The sequence below is a fragment of the Marseilla massiliensis genome, assembly GCF_023336985.1.
GTDB classification, from domain to species: Bacteria; Bacteroidota; Bacteroidia; order Bacteroidales; family Bacteroidaceae; genus Prevotella; species Prevotella intestinigallinarum.
In genome coordinates this window covers 29,020-49,111 of the sequence record NZ_JAMBLP010000003.1, presented here as the reverse complement: position 1 = coordinate 49,111, position 20,092 = coordinate 29,020, and the positions used below count along the sequence as shown (strand labels likewise).

The 20,092-nt window shown below is 51.4% G+C and carries 2 protein-coding genes; both read right to left on the bottom strand.

Going from position 1 to position 20,092, the window contains the following annotated elements:
• Window positions 1-28: 28 nt before the first annotated feature.
• Entirely contained in the window at window positions 29-2,008 is a 1,980-nt protein-coding gene (locus tag M3089_RS02855; protein WP_249081635.1) for a portal protein, read from the bottom strand.
• Between the two features lie 76 nt (window positions 2,009-2,084).
• Entirely contained in the window at window positions 2,085-20,087 is an 18,003-nt protein-coding gene (locus M3089_RS02850; RefSeq protein ID WP_249081634.1) for an LPD38 domain-containing protein, read from the bottom strand.
• Between the last annotated feature and the right edge of the window lie 5 nt (window positions 20,088-20,092).

Sequence of the window (20,092 nt, the reverse complement as noted above, 5' to 3'; positions counted from 1 at the left end):
TGTACTGATACAAAGGTAGTACAACCATTTATGCCACCATTGCGTTATGCAGCATGTTTACTGCTTGCATATTCGCGCCCTGCTGTGCCTGTTGCATGAGCTGTGGTGATATGGCTTCCGGCATTCCGCCTTGCTCTATCTGTTCCTTTTGCGACTTGATACTTTGCAGTAGCTCGTCGGCAAACGGGAAATCGCCGAACTCCAGCAGCTGTTCTACGCTGATGGCCTGTGCTTGCCACAACTGCATCAGCCAGTCGTTGGCGAGCTGCCTGTATGCCGGTGTTGAGGTGCTTTCGGTGATTGACAGGTCAAACTCTACGTCACGTATCTTCTTCGGGTCGTACTCTATCTGTGCGCCGCTTTTCCCGGCAATGTTGAACACGCGCTTGGTGTCATAGAATTGCTGCATGTTCTTCACGTCCTTATACGCTCCGTCTATCGTGAACTGGCTGAAACATTCCAGCATGTCCAGCAAGGCCATGGTTGAGTTCTGCACCTGTTGGTTATACATGGCCGCGCTCTGACCGGAAAAGCCGGGCTTGCCTTGCAGTGCGCCGTTCACGCCGCTGATGTCCTCAAAGAATTTCAGTTGCAGGTTGAGCAGTTCCGTAATGCCGATATTCGTTGAATTGTTGGCAACCTGTGTCGGTATCTGTCTGCTGGCCGAGGGCTTGTAAACAATTACACCATTGAACTCTGCCCAACTTTCGGCAATATCCTCCATGCTCACACCGTCGGGTAGACAATCTTCAGGCATCAGTAGCACGCCTTTTGCAGAAGCACGCATAATCCAGTCATAAAGGGTTATCAGGCGGTTGGTGTAGCGTTGCTGGTCTATAACATCAGCCACGAACGAGTGTATCTCGCCGTCTATGAACGGGTATGCCTTGAACACGTATGGGTGGCTTCCGTGTTCAAATGGCGTTTCGCCCTCTTTCAGGATGTCGCCGAAAGGGGAGAGGTAATAGAAGTACCAGTAATCATCCACAAACCATGTGGCTTTTATCATGGGAACTTCATCTTCCGGCATACCGGCTTCCTTGGCCATCTGCATACGCTCGCGGTTTACATTGGCCACCTGTTCCTCGTAGTCAGACACTTCTATCTTGAATATGTCACCGTTTTGGTAGTCATGGCAACGGTAACGGGGTTTCTGTTCCTTTCTCCACACTTCGATTACCCTGCACCGTCCCGGCTCGCTGGTCAGCAGGAAGTCGTAGTTTTCCAAGCGGCTGTAACCGAAACGCTCGGCATAGCTGGCAATGTATTCCCTGCGTGCCGCCCACTTGTATATCTCCTTCAGCCGACGGTATTCCTGCGGAGTGTGGGCGAACTGTTCGCACAGCTGGCCGAAACTCACGTCATGTACTTCTCCGAGGCAAGTAACGTCCCAGCCTCGGAAGTCGCGCATATTGTTGTCGATAAAGAAATTGTTGGGCTGCACATAGTCGGTCCAGCAGTCCTCCTTGGCGTTGCGCCATCCGTAACTCTTGCGGTGTACGATGAAGCCGCTTATCAGGAACTCTTCCATTGAGCGGGCGTTCACCTCGTTCATGCGGTTAAGCTGCATGTTGCATTGCAGGATGGTTGACATGGTTTCGCCCAGTTTCTGCTCGTCCCTGTCGCGTGCCGTGCAGGTCGGCTCTTTCAGCTGGCTGCGGTACACGCCAAGCACGTTCCTCACGAGCCGACGGATGAGGTTGTTTTTCAGAGGCACGTTGCCCTGTGCCTTGATGTAGTCTTCCTCGCTCATTTTCTTTCCGTCCACACATATCACGTCATCCCACTGGAAACCGTAGGTGTAACGCTTGTTGCGCTCCCTGTCATGTCGGAAGTCGTCCATCTGGTTCCAGTAGTGCTGCGCTTCCATAAGCACGTCAAATGCCCTGCGGTCGCCGAAATGCTTTTCCGAGAATGCCACGGTGTCTATTTCCGTATCTCCGCGTTTGTGCGTGATGTGGCTCATCGGAAGCAGCTTATACTTTTGTTTTGTTGTGATGGGTTGCATATCAGTTCTGTTTTTTTAATGATGCACGGAATATCTTATGCAAATGTAAGCATTCCGTGCATCATGTCTTCGTTAACTATTTACGGGTCTTGTTCATATCGTTTATCATCATCTTTTTCAATTCGTTGAGTTGGGCTTCAATGTCCTTCACCGCTTCCTTGTCACCGTATGTATTGGCTTCTTTGAGCATATCGTAAAGGCCGTCTATGTCGGGGCGGTAGTTCTCGAATATCTCGTACCTCGCATATTCGGGCGAGTTATAGAGGAAATCTATCTTCTCTGCATAGTCGAAGATGCCGTTGTCGGTATCACGTTCGTAGTTCCTCAGAAGTCGTTTAGTATTCTCATATTCCTTTTGCAATTTGAAATACTCATTGTTCACGGCCTTTTGCTCCGTCCGCTCGTCTCCATTTTTCAGAATACGGTTCAGCACCAAGAAGCTATTGGGGTCATACTCTCGCTGGCCTATTATCGTTTCTCCCATCTTTGTAAGGCGGTCTATAGTGTTTGAAATGCCACCGAAATAGCCGTTCAAAACATATTCCCACTGCGCTGGATTATTTAATTTAAATTTTATGTCACGACTAATAGGTAAAACAATTTTGTCTACCCATCCTTTTTTGTATTCGTCACCACCTGATATTTCATTCAAAGTTTCTGACAGGTCTACAAGATATTTATTCGCACTTTTATAGGCTTTCGTCCATTCGGGCATATCCTTGTTATAAGGAGTATCCTTGTATATCGGAAGACCCGTCCAACTCGTATTTAGAGATGCTTCGGCAAACGGCTTAATGGAGCTTGGTATAAACGCTTTCATTCCTCCGCCTCCCTCCAAGAAGTCGAGTGGTAACAGTTGGCTTACTTGTCCGGCAATAGCGTTGGCTATCTCACCGTCTGTCAGATGTTCTTTGCCACTCATCGTGCTTACCATAAGTTCGCCAAGTCCGTACACGGCTCTGTATTCCACAGGCAACGGTATGCTTATCCATTGGCCACCTGCACGGAACAACAGGTTGCTTCTCCTTACGTATTCGGGCAAGTTCCAGTAGCTGTTCTTGTCGTCCTCATCGTCATCACCATAACCAAGTGAAGCTACGATTGCACCGAGCAGGAACATCGCGGCTACACTGGTAAGTGCTTTTGCAGGATGACGCTTTGCTTGCCGTCCGAAGTTTGCCGTGCCTTGTATGGCAGCGTTCCAAAATACAAAGCCGCTTCTTCCGAGTCCTGACATGAACGCACTGGCATTGCCTAACTTGGTCTGCCCGGTGGCTCCCATGAATTTTGCACCGCTCCCTTTCTTGTTGAAGTTTACGCTTATCTCCTTTGCATCGTAGATGGACCGGTCTATTGTCCTGCCCATTTCGCGCGAGGTCATGAAGGCGGCAAAGCGTGCGCAGTTTTCCACGCCACGGTTCACCTCGTCAAGCCGTTCGGCCAAAAAATCCCACGCCTTGCGGATGGGTAGTCGGCCATTTGCCTTGCGTATTTCCCTGCGGATGTCGTTCTTATGCTTCTCGATGTCACGCATATTGGAATATCCTGTTTCGCCTCCGTTCATCATGAACTGATGGAACATACGTTCAGTGTCGTTGCTCATGTCGAGTTCATTTTTGCGATACTTCGCAAGCAGCATCTTCATCCTGACAGGGTTCACCTTTGCAAAGTTCCGATGGAAGCGCAGGGCATAATTCGGACTTTCCTTTATCCACATCATACTGTTTGAATACAGCATATCACGGATGAAGTTCGACACCACGAAGTCGGGGTTGCGTGTGGTATAGAGCGCACTCAACTCACGGTTAATCCTTTCACCGGCTTTCAGTATCGCGCCCACTGCGCCTGACATATCGTTGTCTGGGTTGGTCTGTCCGTTGAGTGCCTGTGCTGCCCTCGGATTGCCGTTTATCGTGATGACGTAATCCCTTCCTCCACGTTTCACGACAACTTGGTGCTGGCGCAGGTCGCGTTTCTCTACTACCCGGTAGGGTATGTTCACCGTGTCTTTGCCGTGCTTGTACAGGTCAGGGTCTTGCTCGGCAAGCTCTTTCATCTTGTACTCGAAGTCCTGCATCTTGCGTTCCACTTCTGAAGGTGTGTCGTCAGCATTGATGTTGTCCGGGAACACAGGTTGCCATTCGTCGGCCACCTTGTCATATTTCAGCCAAAGGTCGCTCACGCTGGCAAGGTCGCTCGGATGGTTCAGTACGAAGTTCAGGAACTTCTGTTTTACCAACTTGTTGCGGTTGCCCTGCGTGATGGCGCTTTCTGCCATACTTTGCAGGTAGGCAAGCGGGTCGTCGGCTTTTGATTTTCTTCCCTTTGCTTTCTTTATCGGAGCGTTGAATGCGCTGTTCTTGCTGTTCAGGTAGGCGTATGCCTCATCACTGGTCTTTTCGTCAAAGCCACGCAACGGAATGTAATACTCGTACATCGAGCGTACATTGTCGTAGGTGTCTTTCGACATCATGCCGGTTTCATACAGCTTGGAAAGAATGGCATTGCTCACGTCGTTTGTCCGTTTCCACAGGGCTTCCGTATCGTGTCCGCTCTCGTATGCGTCCACCATTGCTGCGGCTTCCGTTTCTGCGTCTGCCACGTTGTCAGCCTCTGTTAGTGCGGTCAGTCCGGCAAAGTCGCGTTTGTCAATGGCCTCAAACTTGTCTCCCAATTCTTCCTCTACCTGCTTTTCCCAATCTTCCATAGCTTTGTCGAAAGCATCCATTTTCAGGTCGTAGTCGTCATCGTCAATGCTCGGCTGTTCCGGCTTCAACTTGGCCAGTTCGGAGGAGGCAATCAGTTTTTCTTTTTCACGTTCACGCATCACTCGGTTACGTTCCAGTCCGTGCTTGGCCATCATGTAGTCGGTCAGTTCTTCTCGTGCTTCTTTGTTAGGAGCAAGTTTGCCAACTTCGTCAAGCAAAGGCTTGAAAAGGGTATGTGCGAATGCGTCAGCCTCCGCCTTGTTTACGGACGAAAGTCTGTTTTCGCCCAAATAGGCGTTCTCGAAGCCGTCCACGTCCTCGATGCGCACTTTTTTCTTGCCCTCCCCTTTAAGTATAGCTTCCATTGCTTCACGTAGTCCGAGCATACTGTCCTGCAAGGCTTCCTGCATTTGGTACATTCCGCGTCTTACACGCTGCTCGTATCGGTCGCGTGCCAATACGCGCTCATGCACTTCGGGGTCACCGTCGCGGTAAAGTTCGTCTTGCTCTGCAACGTTCCTTGCCGTTCCGTCATTGTCCGTGGCATAGTTGCCCACTTTCAACTCGTTCTGCTTGGCCACGTCTTCGGCTTCTCCCAAGATACTGCGGTATCTTCCCGGTTCGGCAAGGTTCTCGTAGCTCCGCCAAAGGATATAGCGCAGCTCGTTGTCCGACAAGGTTACGCCGGAGAAGTCCTCAAAGCCTATCTTGTGGAGCATTCGCAGGAACAGTTCTTTTATCTTCTGCCACCAGCTTGCATCGGTATTCTCGAAGTTGGTGTTTTCTGCCAACGATGCAAGGTATTCCTCGGTGGCCGTTCGGAAATCCCAGTTGCGTTCTCTTGCCAGTTCTGTAATGCGGCGGCGAACGTCCTTATCTGCATTTTGGAACACGTTGTCAAGGAACGTGTCGAAGTGTTCGCCAAACAGTTGTCGCAGTCCGTAATGTGCCACGGCTTCATGCAGCAGCGTCTGTTCCACATCGTACACGCTCGTATGGTTCGGTATTACAATCGTTATTCTGCCAGTTCCTCGCGAATAGAAACCCTTGGCCTTTGCACGTTTGCCTTGCAAAGTGCTTGCATCGGTTACGATGTCCACGTTGTCAAGGTGCAACTTCTTGGCAAGCTCCTGAACGCGCTGCACCATGCGCTGCCGTTCGCGCTCGGCAAATGCCCTGCGCTGTGCTGCCGTGCGTGTAGAGCGACCTGTCATCTTTGCCACCGGGTCATTCTCATAGCTAAGCTCGTTATCGGTCAATGCACCGTTGCCACCTCTCATCATGGCGGTGGCTTTCTTGCGTCCCTTGCTAATACCGTCTACAATCTTCACACCGAGCTTCTTCAATTCTTCAAGCAATGACGGAGTAACTGTATTGTCAGGTATGGCAACATTCTCTCCTTCGATAAGTTCGGCGATGCGCTGCGCCACCTCACTGTCAGGAACAATGCGTACAGGGCGCATCCATCTCGAAAGGATTACTTTGCGTTTCTTGTCGCCGCTAAGTTGGCGGTTAACCGGACCTGCGTTCCATTTCGTTTCTCCAACAGGGTCTTTAGCTCCCTCTGCCTGATAGCCGCTTGTCAGTTCGCTTTCGGGCACTTCTACCTCAACAGTTACAAGGTTGGGACGTTGATAGGCTTCTGCGAACTGGTCATTAAGTGGATTGCGTGAAGTATGGAAATACGGATTGTATGCCACCCACAAGCCTTTGCCGTTGTCTTTTACAATGTAAATGTGGTTCTTGTGTGTTCCCTCTTTCTCCACAAGCTCAGGGCGTTCGTCCGATACTTCCCATTGGCCGAACTCCGAGGGAGCTTGACTTATCCTGTTGCTTCCTGTGCCTATCTTCTTCGACATGGGAGGATACAGCTTGCCGTCCACCAACGACATGGCGCGGTACACTTTCACCGTCGGCTCGCTGTTCAATCGCTCTATCTCGCTTGCATCATCCACAACACGGAACAAATCATTGGCTTCTTCCTCATTGGTCGTATAATCGTCAAGCCTGTATAACGCATCATCCTCGTTGGTTTCTTCCTTTACCTTTACACCCAGTTTTGACAACTCCATTACTACTTTTTCTATATTTTCTTCCGGAATGTCCGCACGCAACTTTCCACGGTAGGGATAGAAGTTGCTGCCATTAACGGCACGGAGCAATGCCTTGTTTTCGTAGTAAATGGCTCCGTCTTTCTTGGTCTTTGGTACGGTCAGATAGTACACTTTCGCCCAGCTGCTACCTGTAATATCCACCTTGCCGTCATGACTGGTAACGGGCATATAATTCTTTATCTGTTTCAAGCGGCTGATGATTGGCGCACCGCTTGTTTTCAGCATGGATGTATTCCACTTATCCGGCATCAATATACCGTCATGCACATTCCCGTCAATATCGGTGTAGCTGATAAGCTGGCCGGGGTAACCTCCATGTTCGTCTTGCGTATCCGCAATGGCCTGAAGGATGTTTCCCGTCATGATGAAACCCGTCTTCCGTGTTCCTGTCGGTATTTGGCTGTCCCAGTTCTCAAGCGTGGTGGAACGTGCCGCATCCCAATTATCGTTGGTCGTCTTGTAAATGCTTCGTAACGCTTCGGGCTGCGACAACTTGATTTCCATACGCCTTCGCCCGTCAAGAGTGGCAAATACGGCAAGCGTAGTCGAGGCGGTTATCTTGCTGTCCTTTGCTTTGTAGCCGCAGAATATGGCAGGCGTGGAAAAATCGAACACCATGCTTTCAAGATTGTCAGGCATGAGGTACGACTTCCCGACTTCAAACATGTGCAGACGCTGTTTCAGCATATCGCTGTTCGTATTGAGGCGCACCATGTTGTCGTTATGCTTGGTTTCCACATTCTCATTGGTCTCTCTCACGTAGTCGGCAATGGCGGCTTGCTTTTCTTCGGCGGTACGTTTCTGCTGGCGGTTGATTTTCTCGGTCTGCTTGGCTATATCTTCCTGTGCCTTTGCTTTTGAACGCTCATAGCGGGCTTCCTCGGCCGCAATTCGTACCTCGTCCTCTTTTTCAATGGTGGCGATGACTTGGCGTATATAATCTTCTGGACGTTTTCCTTTGTTCACTTGTTCGATGGTCTTGCGTATTTCAGCTGCTTTCATCGGTTTGCGCAATACATCCATTTCCACCTGTTCAACGTATGAATTCCGTGCAAACGGGTTGGTGCCGGTCGGGTCTATGCCTTCAGATGACACACGCTTATTCAAAGTCTTGGCACGAAGCGGCATGACGGTAATCTTCAAGTCATTGTTTCCCGTGTCATTCAGGTACTTTATGAGTTCATTGTACCGTCTTACTACATCATCATAGAACTCTTCCTGTTCTTTGGTGGTCAGCAACGCCACATAGCCGGTTATCTTACGCGCATCATCCTCTTGCGGCTTATACTCGTCAAGCTCATTGGTTTGCACACGCCCTCCACCTTGTCCTGCCTTTTTCAATGGACCACCCATTTTCTCGTAGATTTCAGGATTGTCACGCAGGTATTCCACTACGACTTGGCTTCCGTATTTATTCAGCAGGTCGGGAGCTTCCACATCGTTGCTTTCACTGTCCTGTGAGGTGGTCGTGTTAGCGTTCAGTGATTTCAGTTTTGTGGACAGCATCATCAGAAAGCGGTTCTCTGCAGGAACCGGCAAACCGAGGTTGATGTAATAACCTCTGTGCACTTGTCCTGTGCGGTCAATGCGCCCGATCATCTGCATATAGTCGTTGATGTCGCTCAACGGCTGTGCGATAATCATCGTCCGCTGACGCTGGTCGCTGAATTTTTCCGATGCGTGCAGGCTGATACCAGTAGAGGCGGACTTGTTAAGGATAAGCACGTCAAGTTCGCCGCTGTTGAACTCGCGTTGCATCCTCTTCTTGTCCTTGTCTGTCCTGCGTCTCACGACAACACGTCCGTCATCGTCACGCTCCACGTACATATTGCGGCCTGTAAGTTCGCCGACTTTATAACCCATTCCGTGCAACCGTTCAATGATAGCGTCAAGCGGACTGATAAAAATGTCACTGGTACTCTTGCGGATGAAGTCCTGCAATTCATAATATGCCTTTTCTCCGGCTTCGCCCAACTGCTTGGGAGTGTATCGTGCATGTTGCTCTTTACCGTTCTCATCCTTGATTGTGTATTGCATCACGGTATCAAGTCCCCTTAAAAGGCTTGCACTGAAAGTTGGTTCTGAAATTATTTCCCCTGCGGAATAGTCCTTGATACTGCTTTCCATCGTACTTTCCAACGCAATTACGGGGTGTCTCCCAGCCTTTATTTCTGCATCAACTTCATTGGCTATAGCATCTACTTTGAGGGCAAGCATGAGTTGCTTGGTATAATTGTAGGTCTTGCTGGCAAAAGGCACATTTTCTACGCCCATTTTGTCTGTACCTCTCTTAATTCCGGCACTTTCTGCCATGACAGCAAGCTCTTTGTCCATCGCATCAACCATCGGTTTGACATAATCCTCTTGAAACTTGATGATGGCGTTAAATGCGGCAATCGTGCGGTCGTAGTTCTCACGCGCACGCTTTACGGTTGCCGGGTCGTTTATGGTTTTCCAGTCTGTCACAACATCACTCATGTCGCGTTCACGGCGCACCATCTGCCCGGCATTGGTCAGTTCGCGGCTCATAATCTCCTGTAAGGTCACACCGCCTTTCTCAATGATGCCAATCAGCTTGTCAGGCTCTACCTTGGCTTGGCTCATGGCAGTGCGGATGGCGTACAGGGGCATGGTGTCAGGACGCTTGGCGAAAGTGGCACTTGCGAAAGTGGCCGCTTTTGCGCTGCGTAAAATGCTTTGCAGGTATGCGCCTGTATTGCTCGTTCCTGCCGCCGTGTGGCTCTCATCAAGGAATAGGTAGTTGTCCTCGGCGATGGCACGCAGGAATGTGGCCTTTGGTGTGGCTTTCCCGTCCTTTGAAGCCTTGCTTTTCTTTGTCCGCCCACCGCGTTTCTTTGCCGCTTCCTCAGCTTCTTTTTGACTTACCTCGTCACCTGTATTTACTTGTGAATAGGTAAGCACGGCAAAGTCATATTCATCAGGCAATTGACCTGCGGCAAACACTTTTGCCATTTCTTTGGATGATAGAGGCTTGTGTACGGTATTTCCATTGCTGTCAACCATAGCACCGTCCGAATTGAAGATGAACGGCACAAGGTCGCCACTGCCTATGTCTACCAAATCTCGGTAGATGTCGGAGAATAAATCCGCCTTTTGCGTAATGAATATCGGCTTCTCGCCACGTTTCACCGCCCAGCGGATAAGTGCGGCCATCTGACGGCCTTTTCCTACACCGGTTTGGTCGCCGATGATAAGTGCCTGCCCTTGCTTCATCTGGTAAATGGCCATTGCCACGCTATCAATCTGTTCTGCGGCAAGTGCCTGATGAAGCTCATCTGTCGTGTCATAACCGAGTTCCTTTCTTACAAACTCGTCTATGTTTCCGTTTTCAGCCTCAATCTGTGAGAGTACATTATCCATTGCCTCTACCATTGCGGCAGGGGCAACGCTTTGCAATGAAAAAGCACTGTTATGCGGTCTGTATGCACTCTTTTCTTCAGTAAGGGTTCGCTTCTTCGGTTGTTCGGTTCTTGTTTCTCCTAATCCCACTCGTTCCGTGGAAACTCCCACTGTTCCCACTCGCTGAACGTCAGGCTCTGATACTCCTCGGCTTCCTCCTTCGGTATTTCCACCAGCTCCTCGCCGGGTTTCGCCATTTCCAGTATCCGTTCTATGTTCTCTTGATAAAACCTGCTGGCTTCTTCCCGAATTGCTCTCGGTTGAATGTGCTGTTCCTCGCTGTCCGTGTCCAGTATCATCATTCTTTCGAGATTGCCCACTATGTCCTGTTCCGTCAGTGTTCCGGGATGGTTGGTCAGCGACAGATACGAGTTGCCCTTGCTGGCTACGTAGAATTTCTGTTCCATTTGTCTTTTCCTTTGAGTTGATTACTTCATCTATTATGTCATACAAGTCGTCAAAACTATCTGCCTTGCGTATAGCCTTGCTTTCAACAGGCGGATAAACTGCTGTTTGGGCACGTTCCTCGTCGCTCCTGCGTCCGGCAATCAATATCATTCGGGTTGGGAACGTCGTACCCTGCTTGGAATACAGCATTCCGTCCATGTCAACAACGCCTTTCACGTTGTAGTGGTCATACAGGTATGTGAAAAACGGCTTCATGCTTTTCAGTCCGCCATTGTTCCCGTACTCCATGTTTCCACCTATGATGATAGCGGCCTTGCCGTTGTCTTTCATGCTTGCAAGGGCATTGAGCGTAATCTGTGGATCAAGGCCGGGTATCATCTTTCCGTCATACTCCACTTCATCACTCTTGCCGAACGGTGGGTTGGCAATAATAACATCATATTGTTGACCCCCCTCGAACGGCTCGGTCGCATCCTGCTGGGTAACTTGCGCAAAACCTTGCTCGCGAAGATTGTCCAGTCTCGTCTCGTCAAGCTCGTTGACGTGTACTTGATTGGCAGGAACTGCGAACACAAGCATTCCGTTACCGGCTGTCGGCTCTAATACCTTCCCGCCTTTCTTGCCGCTCATGGCAAAACGTGTAGCGTTCCACGCCATAGGCAGCGGGGTGGAGTATTGCTGCATCTTGATACGGTTGCTGCTCCGTGCGGCAATGGTGGGCTGCATTTCATAGAGCTTACAGATAAGGTCATACGACTCTCTGCTGTCTCGTCCGTGCTGTTCCACTACTTCGCGTGCGGCTCTGACTAAACCGTCTTCGACAAGTTCTTGCAGCAGGATGTCTGTCCTGCCGTCATTGTCAACCTCCATGCCCAAAGCTGCCGCACGTTTGCGCAAATCAAGTATGCTCCTGTACGGCTTTGTGCCGCTGTCAAGGGCGGCAAGCATATCGGTTTTGACTGCATTAGCAAATATACGGTTTATTTCCGTATTTCCTGCATTATGGGTTGCAGTATTTGCAGGTTTTACCTCTTTCGGGTCGGCACTTTCATAAAGTACCGGTGCCAGCCCTGTATCAAGCACAAGCCGTCCGTTGTCCTCAATGTCATAAACGGTGGCAGGTTTGCCCTTATAGACAACTGCATCACCTTTTTTGAACGGTGAATTCTCCTGATTTTCAACTGCATTTTCTTCCTGTGCGCTGAAAAGGTCTGCAATCTTCGACTCGTCCTGTTTCTTCTGACGCTTGGCCGGCTTCTTCCCACTCTTTGTAGAGGCTTCCTGCTGTGCGTTGCTTACCGGCACAAAGTCGGGAGCATAACGCTTCACAAGTTGTTGAACCATACGAAGCAATGACGGGTAAGTCTCATCCTCCGCAAAGAAATTGTTGAACGATAAGTATCTTTCCTCGCCGCGTTCAGGGTTCGGGTTCTCTATGCGCAGCATACCGCCTGTAACTTTCAGGTTGTCTCCGTCCTGTTTATCTAACTGGATGCTGATGTACAGTTCACGCTTGTCTCCGAGTGGAAGATGTATGCTGATGTCTCCACCGATGGGCGCAATGTTGGCCGTAGCAATGCTCCTGCGACGTTTCCCTTTCTTGTCAACAATCGTTTTCGGGTCAATGCCGATGTCTTTGACAAGGCGGTTGGCAAGGTTGTTCGCGTCCTTTACGGCTTTCTTCTCGGCATTGCGCATATAGCCGTATGCCTCGTTGAAGTCGCTCTCCACCGGTTCGGCCTCATAATAGCCTAACAGGGCAAGCTGTTCGTTCACCTTGTCGAGTTGGCGGTCTATTTCTTCAACCGTTCCATTTACTTGCTTCTCATTTGTTGCAGCTTCGATGTCGCTTTCTGCCTTGCTTGCAGCAGCCTCTGCTTGGCCTGCAACAGCTTCCGTATCTGCTGTTCTTTGTTCATCTTCTTGTCTCCTTTGTTTGTTACGTTGGTTTATGAGTTGTTCTTTGGCTGTGTCGGCTCCGGCCTGTGCCTCTTGTTCGGCTACTACCATTTCAGCCGTGGCCATTGCGTTGCCTTGCTCCTTGTCGAAGGTGGCCACGTCAAACGTGCGCACCTCGTCGTAAGGTGTCATCTCGTCCACATATCCGGCTTCCTGCACTTCGGGAAGGTCTCTTACTCCGTTGTAGAACGATTTGAGGTAGGGACGGATAGCGTCGCCAAGGTCGTCTATCATGTGCCGGGCATAGTCGGCAAACTTACGGGCACCGGCCTCAATATGGTACGCTGCCATTTCAGTGCCGATAGCCAGTATTTCGGGGTCAATGCCCATGTTGAGCTGACCTCCGAGCTTCTGACGCATCCGCTTCTTCAGCTCTTCATATCTGTCACGGCTTACAAGCTTGTTGTTAGCACCATAGCCGTTGTTGTCAGATTGTTGAGGCTGCTGTTCGGTCTCCTGCGTCTGGGTTTCAGTCTGCTGGCTCGTTGCCTTTTCGGTCAGACCTGGACGGCCCACAACAAAATGGTCGCTCAATTTGGCTTCTCCGTTTTCGTTGATAGCCTGCATCAGCCCCTCAACGTCCACCTGATGCACAACAGGCTCGCTGCTCTGCTGCATATCGGCCAAAGATAACGGTTTGTTGTCGTCCAGCTTCTCGCCGCTGGGGTCAAGCACGGCTTCGGCAAACTTCCGTCCGGCTTCTTCCGTCTCAAATATGAAGCCGCCTTTGCCGTATGAGGAATAGTAGCCGCCAAAGTCCTTGACGCGCTTCTTCAATGACAAGAACTGCTCACGCGGCATCTGTTCCGTGAACTTCACGGCATAGATGTACGTGTCTTTCTTCTTGTGGTAGCGTTGTTCTACGGTATAACGGTCATCTGTCTGTCCCGGTTGCTCCTGTGGCTGTTCATTGCTTCCTTCCTCCGTTTGCGACGGTTGCATTTCCTGCACCAGTCGGCGGCGTTCGGCATACAAGTCGTTGCTTTCACTGATAAGGCGTGCTTCCTCAAAGATGTCACTGCGCTTATGGGCTTCATCTGCCTGTTTCTTCAAGTCGGCCATCTGCTCGTCAATCTCGGCTATTCGGTCTGTCGGGCTGATAGCTTTTGTTTCACCGGCGGGCACGCTCTTATACTCCGCAAACGGCTTGGTCTTGCGATGGCTGCTGTTTATCCACTTCTCAAAGTCCTCCAAGTTTGCGGAGGTCATGACGATTTTCCGCTTGTCTGCCCAATCATCACTGTAATTGGCGAAGTAAGCGTTTCGTGCGTCGTCCTCATCGTTGAAGCCGAGCATTACCTTGTGTTCGTCAAACGTGCCGTCCTCGTTGTACTGGTCAACGACGTACACCCTGCGGCCGTTCCAGCCGTCGATGTCGTCAGTCAGGAAAACGTCGATGTGGTCGCCGTCAACGCCCTCCGTGCCACGGATGTAGCCGTAGGTGTTCTGCATGGTCGTCTCCCACGGTTTGCCGTTTGCATCCGTTCCGCGGCGCACGCTGCCTTTCGGGTTTTCAACGGTGATGTCGAACTGACCGATGCGTACATGGCCTTTCTTATAGTTGCCGGCTTCTTTCTGTGCTTCGGTCGGGTTTTGTTCGGTTTCCGCCTCTGCTTGTGCAATTTTCGTGGCAAGGGTATTACCGTTGTCTATGTAATCGACAATCTCGGCAATGTCGCCAAACCGTTTGTTGTCGAACTCGAAATAGGAGCCGGTATAATGTCCGTTCTCGTCAGGCTCATCTATCTGCGTGGCAGTGTGTGTACCGTCAATGATGATACTCCGCTTATAGGTCGGCCTTTCTTCGTCGCCTTCTTGCCAGTCATCGTCATTTACCTGCACACGAGAGGCCAAATCTGCTTCTCGTCGCTCTACTTCTTCCTGCCCGACACCGCCTTCAGTTCCTCTATTATCGGCGGCAATCCCTGTTCCGCCCTCAGTTCGTCCTCCTGACGGATCATCTCGTGTGCTTCCTTGTCTCCCTTGTTGGCCTGCTGCACTACCGCCAGCCAATACATTATTTCTCCGTTGTCCATTGTATGCAAAGTTTTCGTTTAACAATAATTCGTCACTAAGGCCGTTCATCGTTTCGTTCACGGCTTCCACCAGTGTGCGCGGCGTGTTGTCAGGCTCTTCAAAAAGGGTAGCCTCTTTCGTGCCTTGTACAAGGTCAAAGATGTTTTTCAGTGTATTCTGTATGAATACTTGCGTCTGCCCTTTGTACATTGTGGCCAACAACAGCGCAAAGTTACTGTATCTTTCTGAAGGAAGATAGCTTTCGCCGGTAACATCGTCAAAAGACAGTTGCCTTTTCCATGCCTCTGCCGCCTTGCGTGCCTCCTTGTAGTTCTTGGCATTTGCAAAGTCGGGCATTTGCGACAAGGCGTAGTATGCGTTTATCGAAGCTTGAAGTTCGGCGTTCATGCGCTCAGAGTTCGGGCTGTCATAGTCCCTGTACGCCGTAGCCAGTATCGCTTTCTGCGCCTTTGCAGGCAATGCGCCGAACATTTCCTCCAAATGGGTGTTTCCATTTTGGAAAATACTCTGATACATTATGCCTTTAAGGTCATTCTTGGCCTCGCCGGTAAGATTGCCTTTGCTGTCGAACGCGCTACGGTACTGTGTTGGGGTGATGTAATTCTTTGCCTGCATCCACTTCAATACGTCCATGCCATTGCGGTCCACCAATTCAGAGAATGTCATTTCCTCATCGGGCGAGGCAAGCAACCGTCCGGCAAAGCCTTTCATATCATCGCCCATTTTCTGAACGATGTTTTTCGGCTTGATGCGCTCTGTTCCACCGCTCTCGGTGTCCTGCGCAACGAACTGTCCAAGGCTGATGGCTTCATCGTCAGGTACGTCTACCATATTCACCAGCACAGGCTGCTGCATGGCCTCCACATCTTCGGGTGCCAGCCCGAAGTCTGCGGCGTGTTCTGTCAGGTACTGCTTATAGACAGCCGCCTGTTCGGGCTGTCCTGCCCACATCTCGCGAAGTGCTGCGCTCCGGTTGTTGCCCTGTATCACCTCTCCACGTGTGTTTACCGTAGGTGCGCCTGTGTAGGCCGTTACCGATGAGGTGATTTCTTCCGGGCGGATGTTTGCGGCAATCTTGCGTGCCGACATTACGCTTGCCTCGTCGTTGCGTTCCTTGGGCTGCGCCTCGTCAATGAAGTGGAATGGGTTTCTCCGTCCGTTTATATGGCTCGGCTGCAACTGTCCGGCTTCTATCAACGCCACGTGGCCGGTTGGGATGTTCTTGTCGTCGAACTTCACCTGCACCTCCTTGCCCTGACGTGTGGCCAGCGGTGTCTGCCTGTCTATCTTCTCGCCGTTCACCCTGCGGTAGCCTCTTGCGCGTGCGTCCTGCGGCGTGTCGTCTATGATGTCGGGCACACCGTTCAACGCTTCCCTGCGTATGCGCTCGGCTTCCTCACGTTCGGCGCGTTCTTTTTCTTCCTGCTCACGGCGCAACCGTGCTGCTTCCTCAGCTTGCCGCGACTGTTCGGCGAGGGCGGCCTGTCTCCTGCGCTGTGAAGTCTGCGCTATCTTCTGCCACAACGCAAGGTTGGCTTTAGCCTGTTCCACGGCATTCTTCCGCTCGCGCTCGGCTGCAATTTTCTCGGCAATGGTTGTTCCTCCTTTGGGTTTGGATTTCTCAACCTTTTTCAGTTCGGCTTCCTTGTCGGCCACCATGCTGTCTGCCACATTCTGTGCCATAGCCTCGTCACCCTCCGTTTGCTCTACAATCGCATCCCAAGCTGTATCAGGGTCTGCCTGTTCGTAAATAGGCTGTCCTTTCTCGTCTTTTGGTATGCGTTCAATTGCACTCTGCACGGGCTGTTCTGATTGTACTGGCTGTTGTGCCGGTTGCTCCTGCCGAACTTGTGGCATGGAAACGTAAGGCAAGTATTTTTCCCTATTCATTGCAGCCTCACGTTCTATTTCCTCTTCGGTTGCCGAACCGTCGAGCCATGAGTTTTCGCCAGTAGAATAATTGAGTGCAATTAGATAATCTCTGTCAGTCAGTTTTCCGTTGATGTAGTCTGCGGTTGCTTGTGCAGGTGCGGCTAATGCTTCAGCAACTTTTTCGGGATGCTCATTATAATACCCTTCAACATAGCCTCTGTTAGTTTTCATAAGGTCATCCACAGTGGCATTGTTCACGGCCTCTTGGTTTACGATGGCGACATCCTCATGCCGAGAATTTTCCGCAGGATTTCCGCCATTTTTCGTGGAAATTCCGCCGTTTTGCCGAGAATTTTCCGCAGGATTGGCTTGCAGACGGTCCAATTCTTCAGCCGTGAAAAGGTTTACCTTCCGTCCGTTTATCGGGTTTTCGGTGTAAACCTCGTACTGTCCGTCCTCGTTCACGTCTGCCGTAATACTTCCGCGGACTTCGTTCCCGTTCTCGTCCAACAGGGTGACTTCATCGTTCAGGCTGTATGTCGGCTGTTCTTGCACCTGTGGCTGCTGCATGGCTTCGCGCTGCTGCTCAATCTGTGCTACTCGCGCACGGTTCGTAGCGTCCACCATTGCCTGAATATCCTCCTTGCGCATGGGTACAACGGTCTGCCCGCCGTCAGAGCTTACATTAACCGTCCCGTCGCCGTTATCCACAAGCCCGTCTGCATTGGGCACAATTTGTATTTGTGCCGCCTGTCCGCTTTCGTCCGTCACGGTATAGGTGTCGCCGGGCTGGAATGCCACTGTGCCGTCTATCCTGTTGGCTGCTTCCTGCGCGAACTGCTGCCGTATGGCTTCCGCTGCCGTTTGCTTCTCCGTTTCAGGGTCAACAGGCTGCTCAACGCTGAATATGGCATCGGGCGACACCATTTCTACGGCACCGGTCTCCGCATCACGGATGATAATGCTGCCGTCAGACTTCTCTTTGTCTATGCCTGTGCCATCCTCGTAGGTAGCAAGGTTTCCGTCCAGCACGTACACGCGGCGGTCGTTGCCCTCGTCGTCCTGCACTTTCAGCGTCGCACCCTGTATCATGCCTGTCTTACGGTTGGTGCGGCTGTCTATCATCGTGTTACTTTGGTCGATACGTCCGTCTATGTCATCGCGCACACGCTGCAACATTCCGTCATACACCTGCTTGGCGTTGATGTAGTCTATGACAGTTTGATTTATGGCTTCATCGTCACCAAGGTTGCGCAGTGCACCTATCGGGTCGTTGTCTATGCCGTCAAGCTCTTCGGGCGTTAATGCCTGTTCCGCTTTCTGACGTTGCAGCTCGTACATACTTCTTGCGTCCTGCATCTCCACGTCGCTTTGCACGTTGTAGCCGTCCATGTAGCTGTCGTTGGCACGCTGTGCATTTTCGTCCTGCTCGCCTCCGCGTGATTTCACAAGCTCGGCAAGGTTTACTCCGCGCAGGTACAGTGAACGCTCCATGTAGTTCATTACGGCGGCTTTTTCCTCGTCCGTCATGTCCCGGTCGTTCACAATCACTTCCGCCACATCGCCCACATTGTCATTCGTGGCCATGTCAATGGTGCTGCGCAGAGGCTCCCATACTTCAGGAGTGAGTAATTCGCTCGCCCTTGCGTCCGCCTTATTCACATCATGCTTCATGGATAGGTAATTCGCTGCACTCATGGCTGTCTTTCCTGCACCCATCAGTCCCATTGACAACGCCATTCCGCCCCAAATGTCGCCGTGGAACTGCCCGGTGGCAAACAGGTTGGTGCGTGTGCCGTCAGGGTTCTGCCGGTATGCATCGTCAAGGTTGAGCATGGTGCGCCACAACTGGCCGTAGTATTCCTCGGAAACCTCACCCAAATAGTCGCTCACACCCATCTGTTGGAATATCCTGCGTGTACCGTCGGTTATTCCGCCCAAAGCTCCTGCATCGGCCTTAGCCAACACTCCGCCAAGACGCTTTGCGCCTATGACATTTGCAAGCCTGCCCAAATTCTTCACCGAGGCCACTTCGGGCAGATGCGCACCGAACATCTCGGAGTAGTTCTCTACTATGGAGTTGGCTTCACCTTGCCAAATGGCACTTCCCCAAGTCTTGTCGTTCGTGAAATTGTAGTTACCGTTCTCGTCAATCGTCACATCACCGAGCTTGCGGTCTATGATGTCGGCGGCGGTATCCATGCCCTGTACAGTATTAGTCATCAGCGGGGCACGTATCAACAGCTCGTCAGCCGTCGTGCCGAGTGCCTTTATTGTCCAGTTGGCTGCTTCCTGCCCAAGTCCTCGCAGTCCGTTGTTCTTGACGTAGGTCTTGAAGCCTTGCCGGGCCATTTGCTCCACCGCTTCCTTGCCCAACGCTTTGGTGGCTGCTTTCCCTGCGGTCTTTGTAGCCACGTTGATAGCGTCAAAACCTCCGCCGGTCATGGCGAAGTCGAGCATGAACGAGGGCATGTAGCCGGTCATCATGCCTGCTCTGTTCCAAAAGCTGGCGTTTCCTCCATACATGGCCTCCGTCTGCTGGTTCTCGTGTATGGCACGCATCATTTCCTGATTGGCGGCTTTTTCCTGTTCCGTCTGCGGACGTTTCGGTTCGGCTGCATTCATCATGGTCATGGCGTCCATCATGTCGCCAATGCCGAAGTCCCACGTGCGTATGTCTCCTGCCACGCGCCCGAAGCCACGCCAAAAGCCCACATCTACACCGTTGTCGCGGTCTTGCTGCTCACCGAGGGTTTTTATTTGCTCCTCTGTCTGTCGTATAGCGGCTTGCAGTGCCCTATATGTCTGGTCGCTCTGTATGGACGGCACGTAGGTGTCAGCCGCAAGTACGGCGGCAAGCGGCGCATCGTTGTTCTCGTAGTCCTGCTTCCATTTATCGTGAAGCTCCTGCAACCTTGCAGCCGCCTTGTCTTTCAGCTCCTGCAATCGGTTCTGCGCCCTGCGTATCTGTCCGCCGACGGTCATGTCCACAGCGTCGCGGTATTCCCGGCTCACTGCATCGGCCGCAGCCTTGTTGAATGTGCGTTCGCCCGTAGGCGTGAGGTAGGTGCGCTCCATTTTCTTGCTTTGAGGATTAAAACGCAAACCTCCCGATGCGGTATGTCCTCCGGAAAAGCTCCTTCCGTACTCTTGCAGGTTGTCCACACGCTCGTTGAAATCCCTCGTGCGCTGTGCCGCATCGCGCTTGAATTGTTCCGCCTGCATATTGAATGCCATTCGCTGCATGGGCGTTGGCTTCCACGGTTTCTGTGGCTCATCGGTTTCTTTCGCCGGTCGTGATGTTTCCTGCGGTTTCTGTTGAGCTGTCTCTTTGGCCGGGGTATGCTCGTAACGGAAAGGATGCAATCCTTGTTGCTGTGCGTCGTTATAGTTGCCCAGCGGTATGTCGTAGTCCGCGCCGTCCTTGTCACGCATACGGATGGTTGCTCCCTTGTATGCGTTCGCATACGACTGCATCCCGTACTTCTTGATGTTGTCCTCGCTTACTTGATGGCTCTTGCCGTCCGAGGTGGTAATGGTGTATGTTATCTTGTTTGGCATAGCTG